Below are 18061 nucleotides of genomic sequence, written 5' to 3' on the forward strand. Positions count from 1 at the left end.
TGCCGTCATGACCTCACGGCATCTGAAGCCGCCTGTTAATTCTGTTTGCGCTGCCGCTCCGCCAGCAGATCACGCAAGGATTTCGACGCAGGCTTCAATGGCGCCCTCGCCTGCGTCCATCCTCCCTGCCAGGGCGGCGTCAGCCAGTTCAGGCGCGCGGCAAACCAGACCAGCAGCCGATAGAGCGCCGGATGGCTGTAGAGCAACCGCCAGGCTTTCCAGGCGAGCGCTTCGGCCAGTTGCCGCACTTCGCCCTGCCCGCGCAGCGCCTGCTGCGGAGGCGTGGCCGATTGGGCGACGCTGTGGCGGCCGGCCTCGCGCAGGCGCATCAGCATGTCCGGGATCGGAATGCCCACCGGGCAGACTTCGCCGCAGGCACCGCAGAGGCTGGATGCGGTCGGCAGATGCCGTGTTTCCTTCAGGTTCTGCAGATGTGGCGAAATGATGGCGCCGATCGGCCCCGGATACGTGGTGCCGTAGCTCAGCCCGCCGACCCGCGTGTAGACCGGGCAGTGATTCATGCAGGCGCCGCAGCGAATGCACTGCAGGGTTGCCCGGAAGCGTTCCTCGCGATAAGCCTGGGTGCGGCCGTTGTCGAGCAGGATCAGGTGCATCTCGCGCGGGCCATCCTTCTCGCCTGCACGGCGTGGGCCGGTGATCACGTTGAGATAGGTGGTGATCGCCTGGCCGGTGGCCGAGCGGGTCAGCAGCGCGAACAAAGGTGCTACGTGCTCCAGCTTCTCGATGACCTTCTCGATGCCGGTGATGGCGATGTGCACGTCCGGCACCGAGGTGCAGAGCCGGCCATTGCCTTCGTTCTCGACCAGCACCAGCGAGCCAGTCTCGGCAACCATGAAGTTGACGCCGGACACGCCGATGCGCGCCGCCGAGAATTTGTCGCGCAGTGCGCGCCGGCCGATGGCGATCAGTTCGTTGACGTCATCGGTGAGCGGCGCGCCCTTGATGTGCTCGTGGAAAATCTCGGCGACATCCTGCTTGGTCTTGTGGATGGCCGGCATGATGATGTGGCTGGGGCGATCGCCATCGAGCTGCAGGATGTACTCGCCCATGTCGGTCTCGACGCACTCGATGCCCTGCGCCGCCATCTCGTGATTCAGCTCGATTTCCTCGCTGACCATCGACTTGCCCTTGACCATCAGGCTGGCGTCGTGGCGCCGCGCCAGGTCGAGGAAGATGCGATTGGCGTCGGCCGCCGTCTCCGCCCAATGCACCTGCACGCCGAGCGAAGTGAGCTTGTTTTCCAGCTGCTCCAGCAGTTCCGGCAGCTTCGACAATGCCTGCTGACGCACCGCTTCGCCGACCTTGCGCAGGCGCTCGAAAGCCTCGAGATCCGGGAACTGACTCGCACGGCGATCGATCAGGAAATCCATCGCGCCGGTGAAGCTGTCGCGCAGCTTCGGGTCCTTCAGCGCGGCGCGGGCATTGGCCTGGAAATCGGCCAGCTTGATGGCCATTGCGCCACTCATGAGCGGACTCCGTCCTGCACCAGCAGGATCACCAGTTCGCGCGGCCCGTGGGCGCCGTAGACCAGCATGCGCTGGATGTCCGCAGTCTTCGACGGACCGGTGATGGTCAGCAGATTGCTCGGCATCGCACTCGCCCAGCCGTAGTGCCACATCGCCGAGAGCAGCGAGTCCTGCAGCTGGCTTTCATGCAGCAGCGCGATATGCAGCGGCGGCACCAGCGACAGCGTGCGCGGCTCCGCGATGGTCGGCATCACCAGCAGGCTGCCGCTGGCGGCAAGGCCGCCGAGCGTGGTGGTGATGCCAGCGTCAGCGGCGAACAGCTCGGGCTTGAGTGCGGCGATCTCGCGATCGAACCAGCGCAGTTGCTGCGGCGGCACGCAGGCCGCCAGCGTGGCGGCGATCTCGCTGCCAGGCCCGGCAAACAACTGCCGTGGCGCCCGCGCGCGCAGCAATGCCTGCAGGGCTTCAGGCCAGTCGGCCTGCGTGGTTTCGATGACTTCGGCACGCCAGCTTCGGGCGTGGCGGATGAAGCGCTCGGTGCGTGTCTCCCCGACCGGATCGGCCAGCAGTGGCAACAGAGCAGCGGAGACATCCAGCGGCGTGTTCTGCGGATCACGCGTTGCCGCGCGCAGACGTTCGAAGATCGCGCTGCGCGCACGCAGCGACTCGGCGGACGCGCTCACTGAGCTTCCCCGCCGTCGAGGCGTTCGCGGATCAGGCTGGCGATGTGCTGGCCGCGCATCAGGTCGCGGCGCTTCTTGAGCATCAGGTTCAGACTCAGCAGGCAGCCGCAATCGGCGCTGACCATCGCGTCGCAATCGGTGGCGCGGATGGCGTCGAGCTTGTCGGAGGTCATCGCCGCGGAAATTTCCGGATGCTTGACCGAGAAGGTGCCGCCGAAACCGCAGCACTCGGATTCATGGGCGTGCTCCACCAGTTCCACGCCGGGCAGACGGCTCAGCAGTTCGCGCCCGCATTCCAGGGTGCCCATCTCGCGGCGCGCGCTGCAGGCCGTGTGCAGCGCCACGCGCAGCGGGCGGCGACTGGCGCTGTCCAGTTTCAGATCGGCGACGTTCAACAGGTAATCGGTGAATTCGATGGTCCGCGCGGAGATCGCTTCGGCCTTCGCCAGCTTCACGGGATCATTCGCGAACAGCTTCGGCCAGTGATGCTTGAGCATGCCGCCGCAGGAACCGGAGGGCACGACGATCGGCCAGGGCTCCGGAAACAGATCGAGCTGCGCGGCGGCCACCTTGGCCGCTTCCTCGGGAAAGCCGGTGGTGTACGCCGGCTGGCCGCAGCAGGTCTGCCGGACCGGAAAGTGCACCTGCACACCGCTGCGCTCGAGCACGTCGATGGCATCGAAACCGGCCTCCGGCGCGAACATGTCGATGACGCAGGTGGCGAAGAAATAGACGTTCCGTTTGCCGTCGCGGGCAGCGGATGCGGGTGTGGATGCGGGTGTTGGGGACATGGCCTCCTCCTGGAGCGCTTCCGGCTTTCGCCCAGCGCATTCATGTTGTCGTTGGGCCGAGTCTGGTCATCGGCAGCTCGCCTGTGATATTGGTCGGACCAATTCGGAAACCCCTGTCATGAGCGAACCCTTGTTGCAGCGTGGCGATGCCGTCGCGGAAGCGATCGAGCGGGCGATCGTGGCGCGCGAGTTCGAAGACCGGCTGCCGCCCGAGCGGGCGCTGGCCGAGCGCTATCGGGTATCGCGCGGCACGGTTCGGGAGGCGATCGGCAAGCTGGTGGCGCGCGGCCTGCTGAGCCGCCGGCAAGGCTCGGGCACCTTCATCAATGACGACACCGATCGGCGCACGGCCGAGATCTGGTCCGACATGGTCGAGCGGCATCCGCGGCTGCAGGAAAGCCTGATCGAGTTCCGCACGATGATGGAATGCCGCACGGCCGAACTGGCGGCGACACGACATACCGCTATCGATCGCCGGCGCTTGCAGCAGGTGGCACGCGACGTCGATGCCGCTTACGGTGCCAGTGACCGACGGGCGCAGATCGAGGCCGACGTGGCTTATCACCGGGCGATCGCCGACGCCGCCCACAATCCGGTGTTTTCCTACCTGATGGGCTCGCTGCTGAACCTGCTGCACGACCACGTCCAGCTCAGCATCGCCGGCCTGCAACCAGATACGGAACCGTCACGGCAGCTGCGCGCACAGCATCAGGCCTTGATCGACGCCATCCTGTCCCGTGACGTTGCCGCGGCCGGCCGTGCTGCCGGCCGGCACATGGATTACGTGCGGGTGCAGCTCAACGATCTGCGCAGCGTCTCCTGAGCCGCCGCGGCGTCAGGGCGCAACGACGGCCTGATTCTGCCGGCCGATCTTTGCCTCGGCCTTCGCCAGCGCCTGCTTGAAGCGCGGATCGTCGCGGTAGCCATCCCAGATCGGCGACAGCCGCAGGTCGGCCAGATTCTGTGCCGCGGGATCGTCGGCCAGCGCGCCCAGAGCGTCGAGTGCTTCGTCGCGCAAGCCCGCCAGCGCCAGGATGCTCGCCTGCGCGTCGCGCGTCGCGAAGCGCGCGATCTGATCGTTGCCAGCCGCCTCGACCGCGATCCGGGCGTCGCGCCGCGCCGCTTCGGAATCACCGAGGCCGGCTTCGACCATCGCCAGACTGGCCTGCAGAACACTGTCGCCACCCAGGCGCTCGCGCAAGGCGGTACTCCGGGCAAGGCCTTCCTTGAAGGTGGCCGTTGCCGCTTTCTCATCCCCCTGCCAGCGCTGGGACCAGCCGAGTAAGGGGTAGTAATCCAGGGTGCCACCGTCGAGTTCGAAATCCGGTGCCGCCAGCGCCGCCCGGTAGCCCGCGATGACGGTGGAGAAATCACGGCGAACGGTCGCCAGCGACAGCTTGACGCTCATCATCCAACCGCTTTCGATGTCGAGCGGCTGTGAATCGATCATGCGACCTGCCGACTCGATGTCGCCCTCGTCCAGATAGCTACCGGCCTTCTGGGAGATCAGAACGACATTGCCCGGATTCAGCGCGAGTCCACGGTCGAGCCAGATTCGGGAGGCCGCTGTGCGGCCGAGAATGGACAGCGATTGGACGAGCATCGACAGGAAGGAGATGTTGCCGGGATCGAGCGCGATCGCCTGCTGCAACAGTTCGACCGATCGCTCGTAATGTCCGGCGCGACGCTCCACGAGCCCACGTGCGCTGAACACTTCGGCGCTGTTCGGCAGCAACCGGCCGGCTTCTGCGAACGCTGTGCGCGCGCCATCGAAATCGAGCGTGCGATAGAGCAGATAGCCGCGTGCCAGCCAGCTTTCGGCGGCCTCCGGTGCCAGCTCCATCGCCTTGGCCGCCTCGCTGCGTGACGCTTCGAGCCGCCCGCCGTCGAGATCCAGCCTGTTGAAGTGGATCAGTCCATCGACGATCGACTTGTAGGCCCAGGCCTGCGCGAAGCCGGGGTCCAGGCGCACGGCTTCGGCGAAATTCACCGAGGCAGCGCGCAGCAGCACCGGCGAAAACGCCGCCTTGTGGCCTTCGAGACCGCGCAGATAGGCGTCGTAGGCGGCGGGGTTCAAGGTCGGCTTGCGTGCCAGCTGCTGCCGTTCTTCACCGCTGAGACGGGCGTCCAGCGTCTGCGCGATGGCGGTGGCCACCTCGCCCTGCACGCCGAGGATGTCATCGGTGCCGCGATCGTAGATTTCGCCCCACAGATGGCTGTCGTCGGCGGCGCGGATCAGCTGCACGTTGATCCGAACCTTGTTGCCGACCTTCTGGACGCTGCCTTCGAGGATGTGGGCGACGCCCAGTCGGGCGGCGATCTCCTTGAGATTGCCGGGATGGCCGCTGTACTCGGCGGTCGAGGTCCGCGAGGTCACGCGCAGCGCGCCGACCTTGGCCAGCCGGGTCAGGATCTCGTCCTGCATGCCGGTGGCGAAATAGGCGTTCTCCGCATCCGCGGACAAATTCTCGAACGGCAGCACCGCGATCGACTTGTCGGCAGAGGCGGCGGCTGGCTTGCGCAGTGCCAGCCGGTCGGTGAGCAGCAACACCACGGCCAGCGCCAGCACCGCGATGATCCAGCGATCCAGTGTCTTGCCGGTCTGCCGGGTGACCGACTCGCTACGGTCGATCTCGCTTTCCAGCTTGATGCCGTGCGGCGTCCACTCGTAGAACCACGAGAACAGCATCGCGAACGGAAAGCCGATGACCACGGCGATGACGACGATGCGCACCGTCTCGTTCGGAATGTCGAAGAACGGAAACACCTGGGTCGCGATCTGCACCAGCAGCCAGGCCGCGCCGGCATAGAACAGGGCCGCGCGATGGACGTTGCGGCGCTGCAGTTCGAGGAGTAACGAGGGGCGACTCACGGAACTCCGGGAAACCGTTTCATGGCAGAAAGTCGGCCGAAGGATAACCCGCCTTATGGCTTCCGCCGACGGAAACGAATCAGGGCGCCGAAGCGCCCTGATCGTTCAAGCGTGCAACCTGATCCGAAGAATCAGTTTTTCGTCTTGTCGACCAGCTTGTTCTTCGAGATCCACGGCATCATCGCGCGCAGACCGGCGCCGACCGTTTCGATCTGGTGCTCGGCAGCAATGCGACGACGCGCCTGCATCATCGGCTGGCCAGCCTGGTTCTCGAGGACGAAGTCACGAGCGAACTTGCCGGTCTGGATGTCGGCGAGGACGCGCTTCATTTCCTTCTTGGTTTCTTCGGTGATGATCCGCGGGCCGGTCACGTAGTCGCCGTATTCGGCGGTGTTCGAGATCGAGTAGCGCATCGTCGAGATGCCGCCTTCGTACATCAGGTCGACGATCAGCTTCAGTTCGTGCAGGCACTCGAAGTAGGCCATTTCCGGCGCGTAGCCGGCTTCGACCAGTACTTCGAAACCCGCCTGCACCAGCGCCGAAGCGCCGCCGCAGAGCACCGCCTGTTCGCCGAACAGATCGGTTTCGGTCTCTTCGCGGAAGTTGGTTTCGATGATGCCGGCGCGACCGCCGCCGTTCGCCGAGGCGTACGACAGCGCGATCTGCTTGGCGGAACCGGAAGCGTCCTGGTGGATCGCGATCAGGCTCGGCACGCCGCCGCCCTGGGTGTAGGTCGAGCGCACGGTGTGGCCGGGGCCCTTCGGCGCGACCATGATCACGTCGAGATCGGCGCGCGGCTGGATCAGGCCGAAATGGATGTTGAAGCCGTGCGCGAAGGCGAGCACGCCGCCTTCCTTCAGATTGTTGACCACGCTCTGCTCGTAGATCAGGCGCTGGTCCTGGTCCGGGGCGAGGATCATGACCACGTCGGCGGTCTTCACCGCATCGGCGACTTCCAGAACTTTCAGGCCGGCGTTGGCGGCCTTGACCCAGCTCTTGGAGCTCTTGCGCAGGCCGACGGTAACGTCGACACCGGAGTCCTTGAGGTTCAGCGCATGGGCGTGGCCCTGCGAGCCGTAGCCGAGAATCGTGACCTTGCGCGACTGGATGATCGAAAGGTCGGCGTCTTTATCGTAGTAAACGGAAATGCTCACAGCGGTTCCCTCTCGTGGGACGGATGAAGCGCGAATGCGTCTTCGGTGGATCGGATCGTTATTTGCAGCTCGTTTCTTCGGACCGACGTATTCAGACCGGCGCGGCCAGCACGGTGGTGCCGCGCGCCAGTGCCGCGGTGCCGCTGCGGGCCAGTTCGAGCACGCGGGCCAGGCCGGAAATCTCGGCGACGAAGTCGTTGACCTCCGCACCGGTGCCGGTCAGCTGCACGGTGCGGGTGGCTTCGGTCTCGTCGAGGATCTGGCCGTGATGGCGAACCACGCAGTCGACGACCGGCTGCAGATTCATCGCATCGACCCGGACCTTGAGCATCAGCAGTTCGGCCTCGATGTGATCGCGGCCGGCGAGATCGACGATCTCGACGATTTCGATCAGCTTGCGCGACTGCTTGATGATCTGTTCGACGACCGCTTCGCTGCCGTAGGTCACGAGCGTCAGCCGGGACAGGCTGGGATCGTGAGTCGGCGCGACCGATAGCGACTCGATGTTGTAGCCGCGGGCCGAGAACATGCCGGCGACACGCGCCAGCGCGCCTGCTTCGTTCTGAAGCAGGATGGAAACGATATGTCTTTGATCTTGACGCATAGGGCGCGCACGGTAGCCGCACATCGCGTCGGACGCAAGACGGGAACGGGCCGGAAACGGTGCGGACATGCTATAAAAGCGCCCCTTTTAGCGCTGCAAAGCGCTAATTGCGCCCCAACAGGGCATCGCCCCCGCATCAACCAGAGTGACTGATCCGATGAACGCACCGCTGCAGCACGACACGCACCCCCTCGCCGGCCAGACGATGAGCGGCGCCGACATCATCGTCCAGGTCCTGGCCGATGAGGGTGTCGATGTCGTCTTCGGCTATTCGGGTGGCGCGATTCTGCCGACCTACGATGCGATCTTCCGCTTCAACGCCGCCAACCCGAGTGCTGCGGGCGAAGACCCGATGCCGCTGATCGTGCCTGCCAACGAGCAGGGCGCCGGCTTCATGGCGGCCGGCTATGCCCGGTCCTCGGGCCGGGTCGGCGTGGCGCTGGTCACCTCCGGCCCGGGCGCGACCAACACCGTCACCCCGGTGCGCGATTCGATGGCCGATTCGACGCCGATCGTGGTCATCTGCGGCCAGGTGCCAACCAGCGCGATGGGTACCGACGCGTTCCAGGAAGCGCCGATCAGCAACATCATGGCCGCCTGCGCCAAGCACGTGTTCCTGGTCACCGATCCGAGCAAGCTCGAAGCCACCGTGCGCACCGCCTTCGAGATCGCCCGCACCGGCCGTCCGGGCCCGGTGGTCGTCGACGTGCCGAAGGACGTGCAGAACTGGAAGGGCGTGTTCACCGGTCGTCGCGACGTGCTCGGCCGCCTGCCGGTGCCGGGCTACCGCGCCCGCCTGCGGGTGAGCGACGAAGCGCGCATCGACGAGGCTTCCCTCGCCCACTTCCACGAGCTGTTGAAGGCTGCCAAGCGGCCGATGATCTATGCCGGCGGCGGCGTCATCCACGCCGAAGCGGCCGAGCAGCTGCGCGCCTTCGCCAACGAGTACGGCATCCCGACGGTGATGACCCTGATGGGTCTCGGCGCCTACGACACCACCGATCCGCTGTCGATGCACATGCTCGGCATGCACGGCACCGCCTACGCGAACTACGCGATCGACGACTGCGATCTGCTGATCGCGATCGGCGCCCGCTTCGACGATCGCGTGGCCGGCGTGCCGTCGAAGTTCGCCCGCAACGCCAAGGCGATCCTGCACTTCGATGTCGATGCCTCCGAGATCAACAAGGTCAAGCGGGTGACCTGGTCGCATGTCGGCAATCTGAAGGTCGCGCTGACCCAGGTGCTGGCGCATGGCCGGGCGCAGAACTTCAAGCCGGACTACAGCGAATGGCACGGCCACGTGGCCGAGCTGAAGCGCGTCCATGCGATGAACTACGACCGCGCCTCGGTGACCATCCAGCCGTACGCGATCATCGAAGCGATCAACCGCATCACCAAGGGCGACGCGATCATCGCCACCGGCGTCGGCCAGCATCAGATGTGGGCCGCGCAGTACTTCGATTTCAGGCAGCCACGCCTGTGGCTGACCTCCGGTTCGATGGGCACCATGGGCTTCGGCCTGCCGGCAGCGATCGGCGCGCAGTTCGCCAACCCGAAGAAGATCGTCGTCGATATCGATGGCGATGCCTCGGTGCGCATGAACATCGGCGAGATGGAAACGATCACCAACTACGGCCTGCCGATCAAGGTCGTCGTGCTGAACAATTCCGGCGACGGCATGGTTCGCCAGTGGCAGAAGCTGTTCCATGAAAGCCGCTTCTCGGGCAGCGACAAGACGCTGCACAAGAAGGATTTCGTCAAAGCCGCGCAGGCCGATGGCTTCGAGTACGCCGTGCAGCTGTCGAACCCGGCGGACATCGATCGCGTGGTCGGCGAGTTCGTCGCCTTCCCCGGCCCGGCCTTCCTCGAAGTGGTCATCGACCGCGATGCCGGCGTCTACCCGATGGTCGGCCCCGGCATGAGCTACGCGGAGATGATCACCGGCGACTGGATCGCGTCACGCGAACCGCCGAAGGTGCTCGACGTCAGCAAGACCCAGCTGTTCTGAGCGGGCGCCCGAGATGAACGCGGAGACACTCGCCTGGCGCTGGCGCAATGGCGCGCTGCAGCCGATCGCCTTCCCGGCGACGGTGCAGCTCGACCATCTGCTCGGCATCGATCGCCAGAAAGCGGCGGCGGTGCAGAACACCGAGCAGTTCGTCGCCGGCAAGCCCGCCAACCACATCCTGCTGACCGGCTCGCGCGGCACCGGCAAATCCTCGCTGGTGAAAGCGCTGCTGACCGAGTTCGCGCCGCGCGGCCTGCGGCTGGTCGAGGTTCACCCGCAGGACCTGGTCGATCTGCCGGATGTCGTCGCCCCGCTGCGAGGACGGCCGGAGCGTTTCGTCCTGTACGTCGACGATTTCTCGATCGCGTCCAATGATTCGGCGCTGACTGCGCTGAAGGCGGCGCTCGATGGCGGCATCGAGGAACCGGCCGAGAACGTGCTGATCTACGCGACCAGCAATCGCCGGCATCTGACGCCTGCGCTTAAGTCCGACAACGCCGAATATCGCTGGGAAAATGATGAGCTGAACCCCGGCGAATCGACCGAGGAAAAGGTCGCGCTGTCGGAGCGCTTCGGCCTGTGGCTGAGCTTCCAGCCATTCAGCCAGGTTCAGTACATCGACGCCGTGCGCCTGCATCTGACGCGGCTCGGCGTGACGGGCTGGAACGACGAACTGAAAGTGCTGGCGCAGCGCTGGGCGCTGAATCGCGCTTCGCGCTCGGGGCGGGTTGCGCAGCAGTTTGCTCGGGATTTTGCTGGCAAAGCCTGAGACTGTTTTCTTTGCTCCTTCCCCCGTAAACCGGGGAAGGAGAACAGCCTTACTAGCCCAGCATCGCTTTCACCTTGGCAACGTACTGCGTCATCGCCGCATCCGTCGTGGTGCCCTTGAGCTTGGCCCAGGCGTCGTACTTGGCGCGATTGACCATGTCCAGCATGCCTGGCCGATCACCGCTGACATCGCCAGACGATCCCTGCTTGAACAGCGCGTAGAGCGTCAGCAGGTCTTCGTTGCTCGGGCGCTTGGTCAGCGTCTTGACGTCGATCTGGGCTTGGGCAAAGGCGGCTTTGAGGTCGGCCATGTCGGATTCTCGAGGTTATGTGAACAATTGTTCTGAGGCGGCTTTATAGCAGCCTCAGGCGTCGAGACTCAATCGTTTTCGAGGCGCTGCAAGCTGACGAAGCGGAAGGCATGAGCATGGCGCTCGTCGGCCGGGTGGGCTTCGCTAGTGATGGTCTGCCACTGGGCGAGATCGATCGCCGGAAACAGCGTGTCGCCGTCGACTTCGGCCAGCACTTCAGTCAGCTCCAGCCGAGTCGCCAGCGGCAAGGTCTGGCGATACAGCTCGGCACCGCCGATCACCACCAGCTCCCGTCCCTGCCCGGCATTCAGCGCCTGATCGAGGCTCGCGAATACCGTTGCGCCGGTCGGCTTGAACGCGGCGTCGCGGGTCAGCACCCAGTTGTCGCGATCCGGCAGCGGCCGGCCGAGCGATACCCAGGTCTTGCGGCCCATCAGCACGGTCTTGCCGACGGTCAGGCGCTTGAAGCGCTTCAGATCATCCGGCAGCCGCCAGGGCAGATCGCCGTCGCGGCCGATCACTCTGTTCTGCGCCAGCGCGGCGATCAGGGTCAGCTCGCTGTTCATGGTTTGGCAGTGCGGTCCAGCACGTCGATGATTTCCTTGACTACCAGATCCGGCCGGTTCCAGAGCACGAAATGGCCCTGGTCCGGCACGACGACGACCTTGCCGCTCGGCTTCGGCAACACCTTCTCGGCATAGGCCGCCGTGCGCGGATCGACCAGTTCGTCCTTGGCGCCCTGGATGACGGTGATCGGCATCTTCAGGTTCGCCCAGCGCGGCGTCTGCTTTTCCAGTTCGCCCACCAGCGGCATGATTTCCTGATTGGATGCGACGAAATCATTCGGCGCGATCAGCTTGACCAGCCACAGGGTCATTGCGAGGTTGTACCAGCGCGGCTGCTCGGTATTCGGGTCGATCGACGGCGCCACCAGCACCGCGCCGCGCACCTGTTCGGGATAGCGCATCGCCAGTTCAGCGCCGATCGGCCCGCCCAGCGAATGGCCGACCAGCAGGGTCGGCGCGCCGGGGCCGGCCAGCAGCGGCGCCAGCAGGCGCGCCTGATCGGCCATCTGCGGCGCAACACGACCGGGATCGGAAGCGCCGAAACCGGGACGGTCGACGGAGATCATCGTCGCCCGCTTCTGCAGTTCTGGATCGGCCATGTAGTGCGCCCAGGCCTTCCAGCCACCCGGCGTGCCGTGCAGGAACAGGATGCGCGCCGGGCCGTTGCCGATCTGCCAGTAATGGATGGTCCGATCGTCGATCTGGTAGCTGTGTTCCACCGGCTTCGGTGGCTGCGGAAACAGCTCGTCGACCGAGCCCATCGGATACGGCGGATTCTTCGCGGCAACCGCAGCGCTGATCAGCAGCAGACTGCAGGCAACGATCCAACGTCCGAAGCGCATGGATTTCTTCTCAGACCGCAACGGGAGCCTTGATATGCGGATGCGGCTCGTAGCCGCTGAGCGTGAAATCTTCCAGCTTGAAGCCGAACAGATCGGTGACCGCCGGGTTGATCGTCATCGTCGGCAGCGCTCGCGTTTCGCGGCTCAGCTGCAGGCGCGCCTGATCGAGATGGTTCGAGTACAGGTGGCAATCGCCGCCGGTCCAGACGAAATCGCCCGGCTTCAGTCCTGCAACCTGGGCGATCATCAAGGTCAGCAGCGCATAGCTGGCGATGTTGAATGGCACGCCGAGGAAGATGTCGGCACTGCGCTGGTAAAGCTGGCAGCTGAGCTTGCCGTCGGCGACATAGAACTGGAACAGCGCGTGGCAGGGCATCAGCGCCATCTTGTCCAGCTCGCCGACATTCCAGGCCGAGACCAGCAGACGACGCGAGTCCGGCGTCTTTTTCAGCTGCTCGAGCAGCTGCTTGATCTGGTCGACATGGCGGCCGTCGGCGGTCGGCCAGCTGCGCCACTGGCGGCCGTAGACCGGGCCGAGCTCGCCTTGCTCGTCCGCCCATTCGTCCCAGATCGAGACGCCGTGTTCTTTCAAGAACGCGGTGTTGGTGTCGCCGCGAAGAAACCAGAGCAGCTCCACGGCGATCGACTTCAGATGCAGCTTCTTGGTCGTCAGCATCGGGAAGCCCTGGGCCAGATCGAAACGCATCTGGTGGCCAAACACCGAGCGAGTGCCGGTGCCGGTGCGGTCGGTCTTTTCGGTGCCGGTGTCGAGCACCCGCTGCATCAGGTCGAGGTATTGGCGCATCGTCTCAAACCTTGTTTCGTTGGTAGGCCACGATCATCAGCGTGATGCCGGCCAGCAGCATCGGCACGCAGAGCTGCATCCCCATCGTGAACCACGAAGTGCCGTACAGGTAGCCCAGCTGGCTGTCCGGCACGCGAACGAATTCGACGGCGAAACGGAACGTGCCGTAAAGGATCAGGAACAGGCCGCTGATCGCCATCCGGGGACGCGGCTTCGAGCCGAACCACCACAGGATCAGCAGCATCGCCAGGCCTTCGAGCCCGGCTTCGTAGAGCATGCTCGGATGGCGCGGCAGGCCGTCACCAAGCTTCGGGAAAATCATGCCCCAGGGCAGCGTGGTCGGCGCGCCGTACAGCTCGCCGTTGATGAAATTGCCGATGCGGCCGGTCAGCAGACCGAACGGCGCGGTCACCGCGATGAAGTCGGTGACCGTCCAGAAACTCAGCTTGTGCTGGATCGCGTAGACCTGCATCGCTACCAGCACGCCGATCAGGCCGCCGTGGAAGGACATGCCGCCTTCCCAGATCCGGAAGATCACCAGCGGATCCTTGAGGAAGATCAGCTCGCCGGCCTTGTCGACGTTGTAGAAGAACGTGTAGCCGATACGACCGCCGAGGATCACCCCGAGCACGCCGTAGAACAGCACATCCGACACCCGTTCCGGCGTCCAGAATTTCAGCCAGTCGTAACGGCCGCGCCGGCAGCTCAGCCAGTAGAAACCGGCAAAGCCGAGCAGATACATGATCCCGTACCAATGGATCTTGACCGGCCCGAGCGCCAGCGCGATGGGGTTGAAATCAGGGTGCGTCAGCATGCCGGTGACCGTTCGACGGGAGCGAGCAGATTCTAGGAGAACTGCTCGTTGATCGAGCTGGCCACGAAACCCTTGAGGTAGCGGGTTTCGGGGATCGCCGGATGGACCGGATGATCCGGCCCCTGCTCCAGGGTTTCCAGGATCTGCAGGCGCTTCGCCGCCGCCCGCGATTCGCGCAGCAGCACGCGCTGCAGTTCGTCCGCGGCCAGATGGTGCGAACAGGAGCAGGACACCAGCACGCCGCCCGGGGTCAGCAGGTTCAGCGCGGCGCGATTCAGGCGGCCGTACAGACCGAGGCCTTCCTCGTGATCGCGCTTGCGCTTGATCAGCGCCGGCGGATCGACGACCACGACATCGTAGCGGCGGCCATCGACGGCCAGCTGCTTCATGACGTCGAGCGCATCGCCCTTGATGGTCTCGATCTTCTTGCCGTTCAGCGCGGCATTGCGTTCGGCAGCCGCCAGCGCCGGCGCCGAAGAATCGACGCAAGTTGCCGACGCGGCGCCGTGGCCGAGGCCGCGCAGTGCCCAGCCGCCGACATAGGAAAACACGTCGAGCACGGCGGAATCCGGCTTGATGTAGCGGGCCATGCGATCACGGTTGTCGCGCTGATCGAAGAACCAGCCGGTTTTCTGGCCACCGCGCATCGCGATCTCGAACTTCACACCGGATTCGTCGATGACCACGGTTTCCGGCACGTCGCCGACTTCCTCGACGTACAGAGGCAGGTTCTCGGCTTCGCGGGAGGCGCTGTCGTTGCGCAGCACGATGCCGCGCGGCGAGAACGTCGACTGCAAGGCTTCGATCAGGCGCGGTTTCAGGTGCTCCATGCCGGCGGTGCCGATCTGCACCACCAGCACGTCGCCGTAGCGATCGACGACCAGGCCCGGCAGGCCGTCGGCCTCGCCGAACACCAAGCGGTAGAACGGCTGGCTGTACAGCTTTTCGCGCAGCGAAGCCGCAGCCTGCAGCCTGCGCGACAGCCATTCGGCGTCGAACACGGCGTCGTACTGGCCGGTCAGCAGGCGGCCGCAGAGCAGGGCTTGAGGATTGATGTAGCCGGCGCCGATCGGCTTGCCGCGACCATCCTCGAAGCGACACAGGCTGCCGGCGGTGACCGACTTGATCGGCGTACGGGCCGTGTCGATTTCGTTGGAGTAGATCCACAGGTGGCCCGCACGCAGGCGACGGTCCTCCTGGGTTTTCAGGCGGATGATTAAATTTGACAAGGGAGGAGGTCGGGTAAAGCCCGTGACAGGGTGTCATCGGGTAGGTGTTCTGCGTATCATACCGATCATCTGAAAAAAGACCCCTCCCGCGGTGTTTTGTCGCTAGTCGACACCGCGCTTAGGGCTAGTGCCAACGATCTTGCAAGAGAGCGAGCGGGCGTGGAATTCATAAGCTCATACACCCCCCAAACCTGGGCCTTCGGCCTCTATGTCGGCGCCGTGCTGTTCGTCGTCGCCTTGATGGTCGGGCTTTCGTCGGTGCTCGGCAGCCGCAACAACGGCCGGGCGAAGAACGAGGCGTTCGAGTCCGGTGTGGTCGGCGTCGGTGGCGGTCATCTGCGCTTTTCCGCCAAGTTCTATCTGGTGGCGATGTTCTTCGTGATCTTCGATCTCGAAGCGGTGTTCCTGTATGCCTGGGCCGTGTCGATCCGCGAAAGCGGCTGGGCCGGTTATATCGAGGCCTGCATCTTCATTGCCGTGCTGCTGATCGGCCTCGCCTATGTCTGGCGTCTGGGTGGTCTGGACTGGGCGCCGAAAACGCTCGCCGGCCGCCGCAGCCTGCCGCAGCTGAATCCGCCTGCCGATGTCGTGGTACCCCCTCCGCCAGTCAAGAATTGACCAGCCAGCGCCCTTTCGATTGACCATGGAATACGCCTTAAAGCGCATCGACAAGAACGGCCAGACTCACTCCCCGACCCCGCCCGGCGTCAATTCCGGCGAGGGCTACATCGAGGACGAGGTCAGCAAGAACATCGTGCTGACCAAGCTGTCCGATCTGGTCAACTGGAGCCGCAAGAACTCGATCTGGCCGTACAACTTCGGCATTTCCTGCTGCTACGTGGAAATGGCGACGGCGTTCACCGCCGTCCACGATCTGGCCCGTTTCGGTTCCGAAGTCATTCGCGCGTCGCCACGCCAGGCCGACCTGATCGTCATCGCCGGCACCTGTTTCCAGAAGATGGCCCCGGTCGTGCAGCGCCTGTACGAGCAGATGCTCGAGCCGCGCTGGGTGATCTCGATGGGTTCCTGCGCCAATTCAGGCGGCATGTACGACATCTATTCCGTGGTTCAGGGCGTCGACAAGTTCCTGCCGGTGGACGTCTACATTCCCGGCTGCCCGCCGCGCCCGGAAGCCTTCCTGCAGGCGCTGCTGCTACTGCAGGACTCGATCACCGCCGAACAGCGTCCGCTGTCCTGGGTGGTTGGGGATCAAGGCGTTTACCGCAAGCCGATGCCGGCCGAGCGTGATCGCAAGCAGGCGGCCCGCAATGCGGAGACGATTCTGCGCAGCCCCGATTCGGTCTGAGGTCGCATACAGATGGCCGACGACGCCCCTCTGAAGAACCCCAACATCCGTCCGCCGGTGGTGCTGCCACCGGTGGTGCGCGAGCTGTTCGATCGCTTCGGCGAAACCAACCTCGTCTACCAGGCTTCGAAAGACGATTGCCCGACCGTCTGGGTGCCGCTGGAAATTCGCGACCAGGTGCTGGTGTTCCTGAAGCACCACGTGTCGCGTCCCTACAAGATGCTGCTGGACTTCCACGCCGTTGACGAGCGCATGCGCCGCAACCGGCAGGGCATGCCGGCATCGGACTTCACGCTGTTCTATCACCTGCTGTCGATCGACCGGAATTCCGACGTCCGCATCAAGGTGGCGCTGATCGGCGAGTACCCGGTGGTCAAGTCGATCACCAACATCTGGGCCAACGCGAACTGGTACGAACGCGAAACCTGGGACCTGTTCGGCATCAAATTCGAAGGCCATCCGAACCTGCAGCGCATCCTGCTGCCGCGTTACTGGAAGGGTCACCCGCTGCGCAAGGACTACCCGGCGCGCGCGACCGAGTTCGATCCTTACCTGCTGACCGCCGGTCGTCAGGACGAGGAGCAGAACGCGCTGATGTTCAACCCCGAGGAATGGGGCATGAAGCGGTCCGAGAAGGACCACGACTACATGTTCCTGAATCTCGGCCCGAACCATCCATCCGCTCACGGTGCCTTCCGCATCGTGCTGCAGCTCGATGGTGAAGAGATCGTCGACTGCGTTCCGGACATCGGCTACCACCATCGTGGTGCCGAGAAAATGGCCGAGCGCCAGTCCTGGCACACGTTCATTCCGTACACCGACCGCATCGACTACCTCGGCGGCGTGATGAACAACCTGCCCTACGTGCTCGCGGTCGAGCGCCTGGCGGGCATCAAGGTGCCGGCGCGAGTCGAAGCGATCCGCGTGATGATGGTCGAGTTCTTCCGCATCACCTCGCACCTGCTGTTCCTCGGCACGTTCATCCAGGACGTCGGCGCGATGACGCCGATCTTCTTCATGTTCACCGACCGGCAGAAAGCCTATGACGTGATCGAGTCGATCTGCGGCTTCCGCATGCATCCGGCCTGGTTCCGCATCGGCGGCGTCGCCCACGATCTGCCGCAGGGCTGGGATCGCAAGGTCAAGGAATTCCTCGACTGGTTCCCGAAGCGGCTCGACGAATACCAGCGCGCCGCGCTCGACAACTCGATCCTGCGCAATCGCACGGTCAACGTCGCCCAGTACAACGCCGAAGAAGCCATCGAATGGGGCATCACCGGCCCCGGTCTGCGCGCCACCGGCGTCGATTACGACCTGCGCAAGAAGCGGCCGTATTCAGGCTACGAGAACTTCGAGTTCGAAGTACCGCTCGGCAGCAAGGGCGATGCTTTCGATCGCGCGATCGTCCGCATCAACGAGATGCGCGAAAGCTGCAAGATCATTCGCCAGTGTCTGAGCCACATGCCGGCCGGCCCGTACAAGGCCGATCACCCGCTGACCTGTCCGCCGCCGAAAGAGCGGACCCTGAAGGACATCGAAACCCTGATCACCCACTTCCTCGGCGTCAGCTGGGGACCGGTGATGCCGGCGAACGAGTCCTGCCAGCTGATCGAAGCGACCAAGGGCATCAACAGCTACTACCTGACGTCCGATGGCTCGACGATGAGCTACCGCACGCGCATCCGCACGCCGAGCTTCGCGCACCTGCAGGCGATCCCCTACATCATCAAGGGAGCCATGATCCCCGATCTGATCATGCTGCTCGCCACCATTGACTTCGTGATGGCCGATGTCGACCGCTAACGTGACTCCCAGCTC

Annotated in this window: 18 protein-coding genes; 6 read left to right on the forward strand and 12 right to left on the reverse strand. The window is 64.6% G+C overall.

Annotated elements, in window-relative coordinates:
• Positions 1–35: 35 nt before the first annotated feature.
• Genes Q0D45_RS03975 through Q0D45_RS03985 form a run of 3 tightly spaced genes read right to left on the reverse strand, consistent with a single transcriptional unit; the run spans position 36 to position 2961 of the window.
• Positions 36–1487 (reverse strand): LutB/LldF family L-lactate oxidation iron-sulfur protein, encoded by a 1452-nt coding sequence (locus Q0D45_RS03975; protein ID WP_293388854.1) that lies wholly within the window; start codon positions 1485–1487, stop codon positions 36–38.
• Complete coding sequence (locus Q0D45_RS03980) at positions 1484–2170, reverse strand: LUD domain-containing protein (RefSeq protein ID WP_293388857.1); 687 nt, start codon at positions 2168–2170, stop codon at positions 1484–1486. The genes Q0D45_RS03975 and Q0D45_RS03980 overlap by 4 nt, the downstream gene beginning before the upstream one ends.
• Positions 2167–2961, reverse strand: coding sequence for a (Fe-S)-binding protein (locus tag Q0D45_RS03985; RefSeq protein WP_293388859.1), 795 nt, complete (start codon positions 2959–2961; stop codon positions 2167–2169). Before Q0D45_RS03985 ends, Q0D45_RS03980 begins: the two co-directional genes overlap by 4 nt.
• 118 nt (positions 2962–3079) lie before the next feature.
• On the opposite strand from Q0D45_RS03985, the gene Q0D45_RS03990 reads away from it, so the two are divergent.
• The gene (locus Q0D45_RS03990; protein WP_293388862.1) at positions 3080–3784 is read left to right on the forward strand and encodes a FadR/GntR family transcriptional regulator; all 705 of its coding nucleotides are present in this window, start codon (positions 3080–3082) and stop codon (positions 3782–3784) included.
• A gap of 12 nt (positions 3785–3796) precedes the next feature.
• Here the strand turns inward: Q0D45_RS03990 and Q0D45_RS03995 are convergent, their stop codons facing one another.
• From Q0D45_RS03995 to ilvN, 3 genes are all read right to left on the reverse strand, one after another.
• Complete coding sequence (locus Q0D45_RS03995; RefSeq protein WP_293388865.1) at positions 3797–5833, reverse strand: hypothetical protein; 2037 nt, start codon at positions 5831–5833, stop codon at positions 3797–3799.
• Positions 5834–5964: 131 nt separating this feature from the next.
• Positions 5965–6981: a ketol-acid reductoisomerase gene (ilvC, locus tag Q0D45_RS04000; RefSeq protein WP_293388920.1), complete on the reverse strand. Its 1017-nt coding sequence runs from the start codon at positions 6979–6981 to the stop codon at positions 5965–5967.
• Positions 6982–7078: 97 nt separating this feature from the next.
• Complete coding sequence (gene ilvN, locus Q0D45_RS04005; protein WP_293388868.1) at positions 7079–7591, reverse strand: acetolactate synthase small subunit; 513 nt, start codon at positions 7589–7591, stop codon at positions 7079–7081.
• Positions 7592–7748: 157 nt separating this feature from the next.
• Here ilvN and ilvB point away from each other — a divergent pair, with 157 nt between their 5' ends.
• Positions 7749–9602, forward strand: coding sequence for a biosynthetic-type acetolactate synthase large subunit (gene ilvB / locus Q0D45_RS04010; RefSeq protein WP_293388871.1), 1854 nt, complete (start codon positions 7749–7751; stop codon positions 9600–9602).
• 13 nt (positions 9603–9615) lie between these two features.
• Positions 9616–10371 carry an ATP-binding protein gene (locus tag Q0D45_RS04015; RefSeq protein ID WP_293388874.1) on the forward strand — a complete coding sequence of 252 codons (756 nt, stop codon included), beginning with the start codon at positions 9616–9618 and terminating at the stop codon, positions 10369–10371.
• Between the two features lie 52 nt (positions 10372–10423).
• On the opposite strand, the gene Q0D45_RS04020 is transcribed toward Q0D45_RS04015, so the two are convergent.
• The 6 genes from Q0D45_RS04020 to Q0D45_RS04045 all read right to left on the reverse strand — a co-directional run bounded on the left by Q0D45_RS04020 (position 10424) and on the right by Q0D45_RS04045 (position 14937).
• On the reverse strand, positions 10424–10681 hold the full coding sequence (locus tag Q0D45_RS04020) for an acyl-CoA-binding protein (protein WP_293388877.1): 258 nt from the start codon (positions 10679–10681) through the stop codon (positions 10424–10426).
• A 68-nt stretch (positions 10682–10749) separates the two neighbouring features.
• Positions 10750–11247 carry a dihydrofolate reductase gene (locus Q0D45_RS04025; protein ID WP_293388880.1) on the reverse strand — a complete coding sequence of 166 codons (498 nt, stop codon included), beginning with the start codon at positions 11245–11247 and terminating at the stop codon, positions 10750–10752.
• Positions 11244–12089 carry an alpha/beta hydrolase gene (locus Q0D45_RS04030; protein WP_293388883.1) on the reverse strand — a complete coding sequence of 282 codons (846 nt, stop codon included), beginning with the start codon at positions 12087–12089 and terminating at the stop codon, positions 11244–11246. Before Q0D45_RS04030 ends, Q0D45_RS04025 begins: the two co-directional genes overlap by 4 nt.
• Before the next feature lie 10 nt (positions 12090–12099).
• Positions 12100–12894, reverse strand: coding sequence for a thymidylate synthase (locus tag Q0D45_RS04035; RefSeq protein WP_293388885.1), 795 nt, complete (start codon positions 12892–12894; stop codon positions 12100–12102).
• Positions 12895–12898: 4 nt separating this feature from the next.
• On the reverse strand, positions 12899–13708 hold the full coding sequence (gene lgt / locus Q0D45_RS04040) for a prolipoprotein diacylglyceryl transferase (protein WP_293388888.1): 810 nt from the start codon (positions 13706–13708) through the stop codon (positions 12899–12901).
• Positions 13709–13740: 32 nt separating this feature from the next.
• The gene (locus tag Q0D45_RS04045; protein ID WP_293388891.1) at positions 13741–14937 is read right to left on the reverse strand and encodes a class I SAM-dependent rRNA methyltransferase; all 1197 of its coding nucleotides are present in this window, start codon (positions 14935–14937) and stop codon (positions 13741–13743) included.
• A 168-nt stretch (positions 14938–15105) separates the two neighbouring features.
• Between Q0D45_RS04045 and ndhC the strand changes: the two genes are divergently transcribed.
• The 3 genes from ndhC to nuoC are packed head-to-tail and all read left to right on the forward strand — an operon-like array spanning position 15106 to position 18046.
• Positions 15106–15555: an NADH-quinone oxidoreductase subunit A gene (ndhC, locus tag Q0D45_RS04050; protein ID WP_366946343.1), complete on the forward strand. Its 450-nt coding sequence runs from the start codon at positions 15106–15108 to the stop codon at positions 15553–15555.
• 25 nt (positions 15556–15580) lie between these two features.
• Entirely contained in the window at positions 15581–16243 is a 663-nt protein-coding gene (locus Q0D45_RS04055) for an NADH-quinone oxidoreductase subunit B family protein (protein ID WP_366946342.1), read from the forward strand.
• 12 nt (positions 16244–16255) lie between these two features.
• A complete protein-coding gene (nuoC, locus tag Q0D45_RS04060) occupies positions 16256–18046 on the forward strand; it encodes an NADH-quinone oxidoreductase subunit C/D (protein ID WP_293388895.1) in 1791 nt (596 codons plus the stop codon).
• The last annotated feature ends 15 nt before the right edge of the window (positions 18047–18061 follow it).

Origin of the sequence: Nevskia sp. (genome assembly GCF_023266035.1) — a bacterium.
Taxonomy (GTDB): domain Bacteria; phylum Pseudomonadota; class Gammaproteobacteria; order Nevskiales; family Nevskiaceae; genus Nevskia.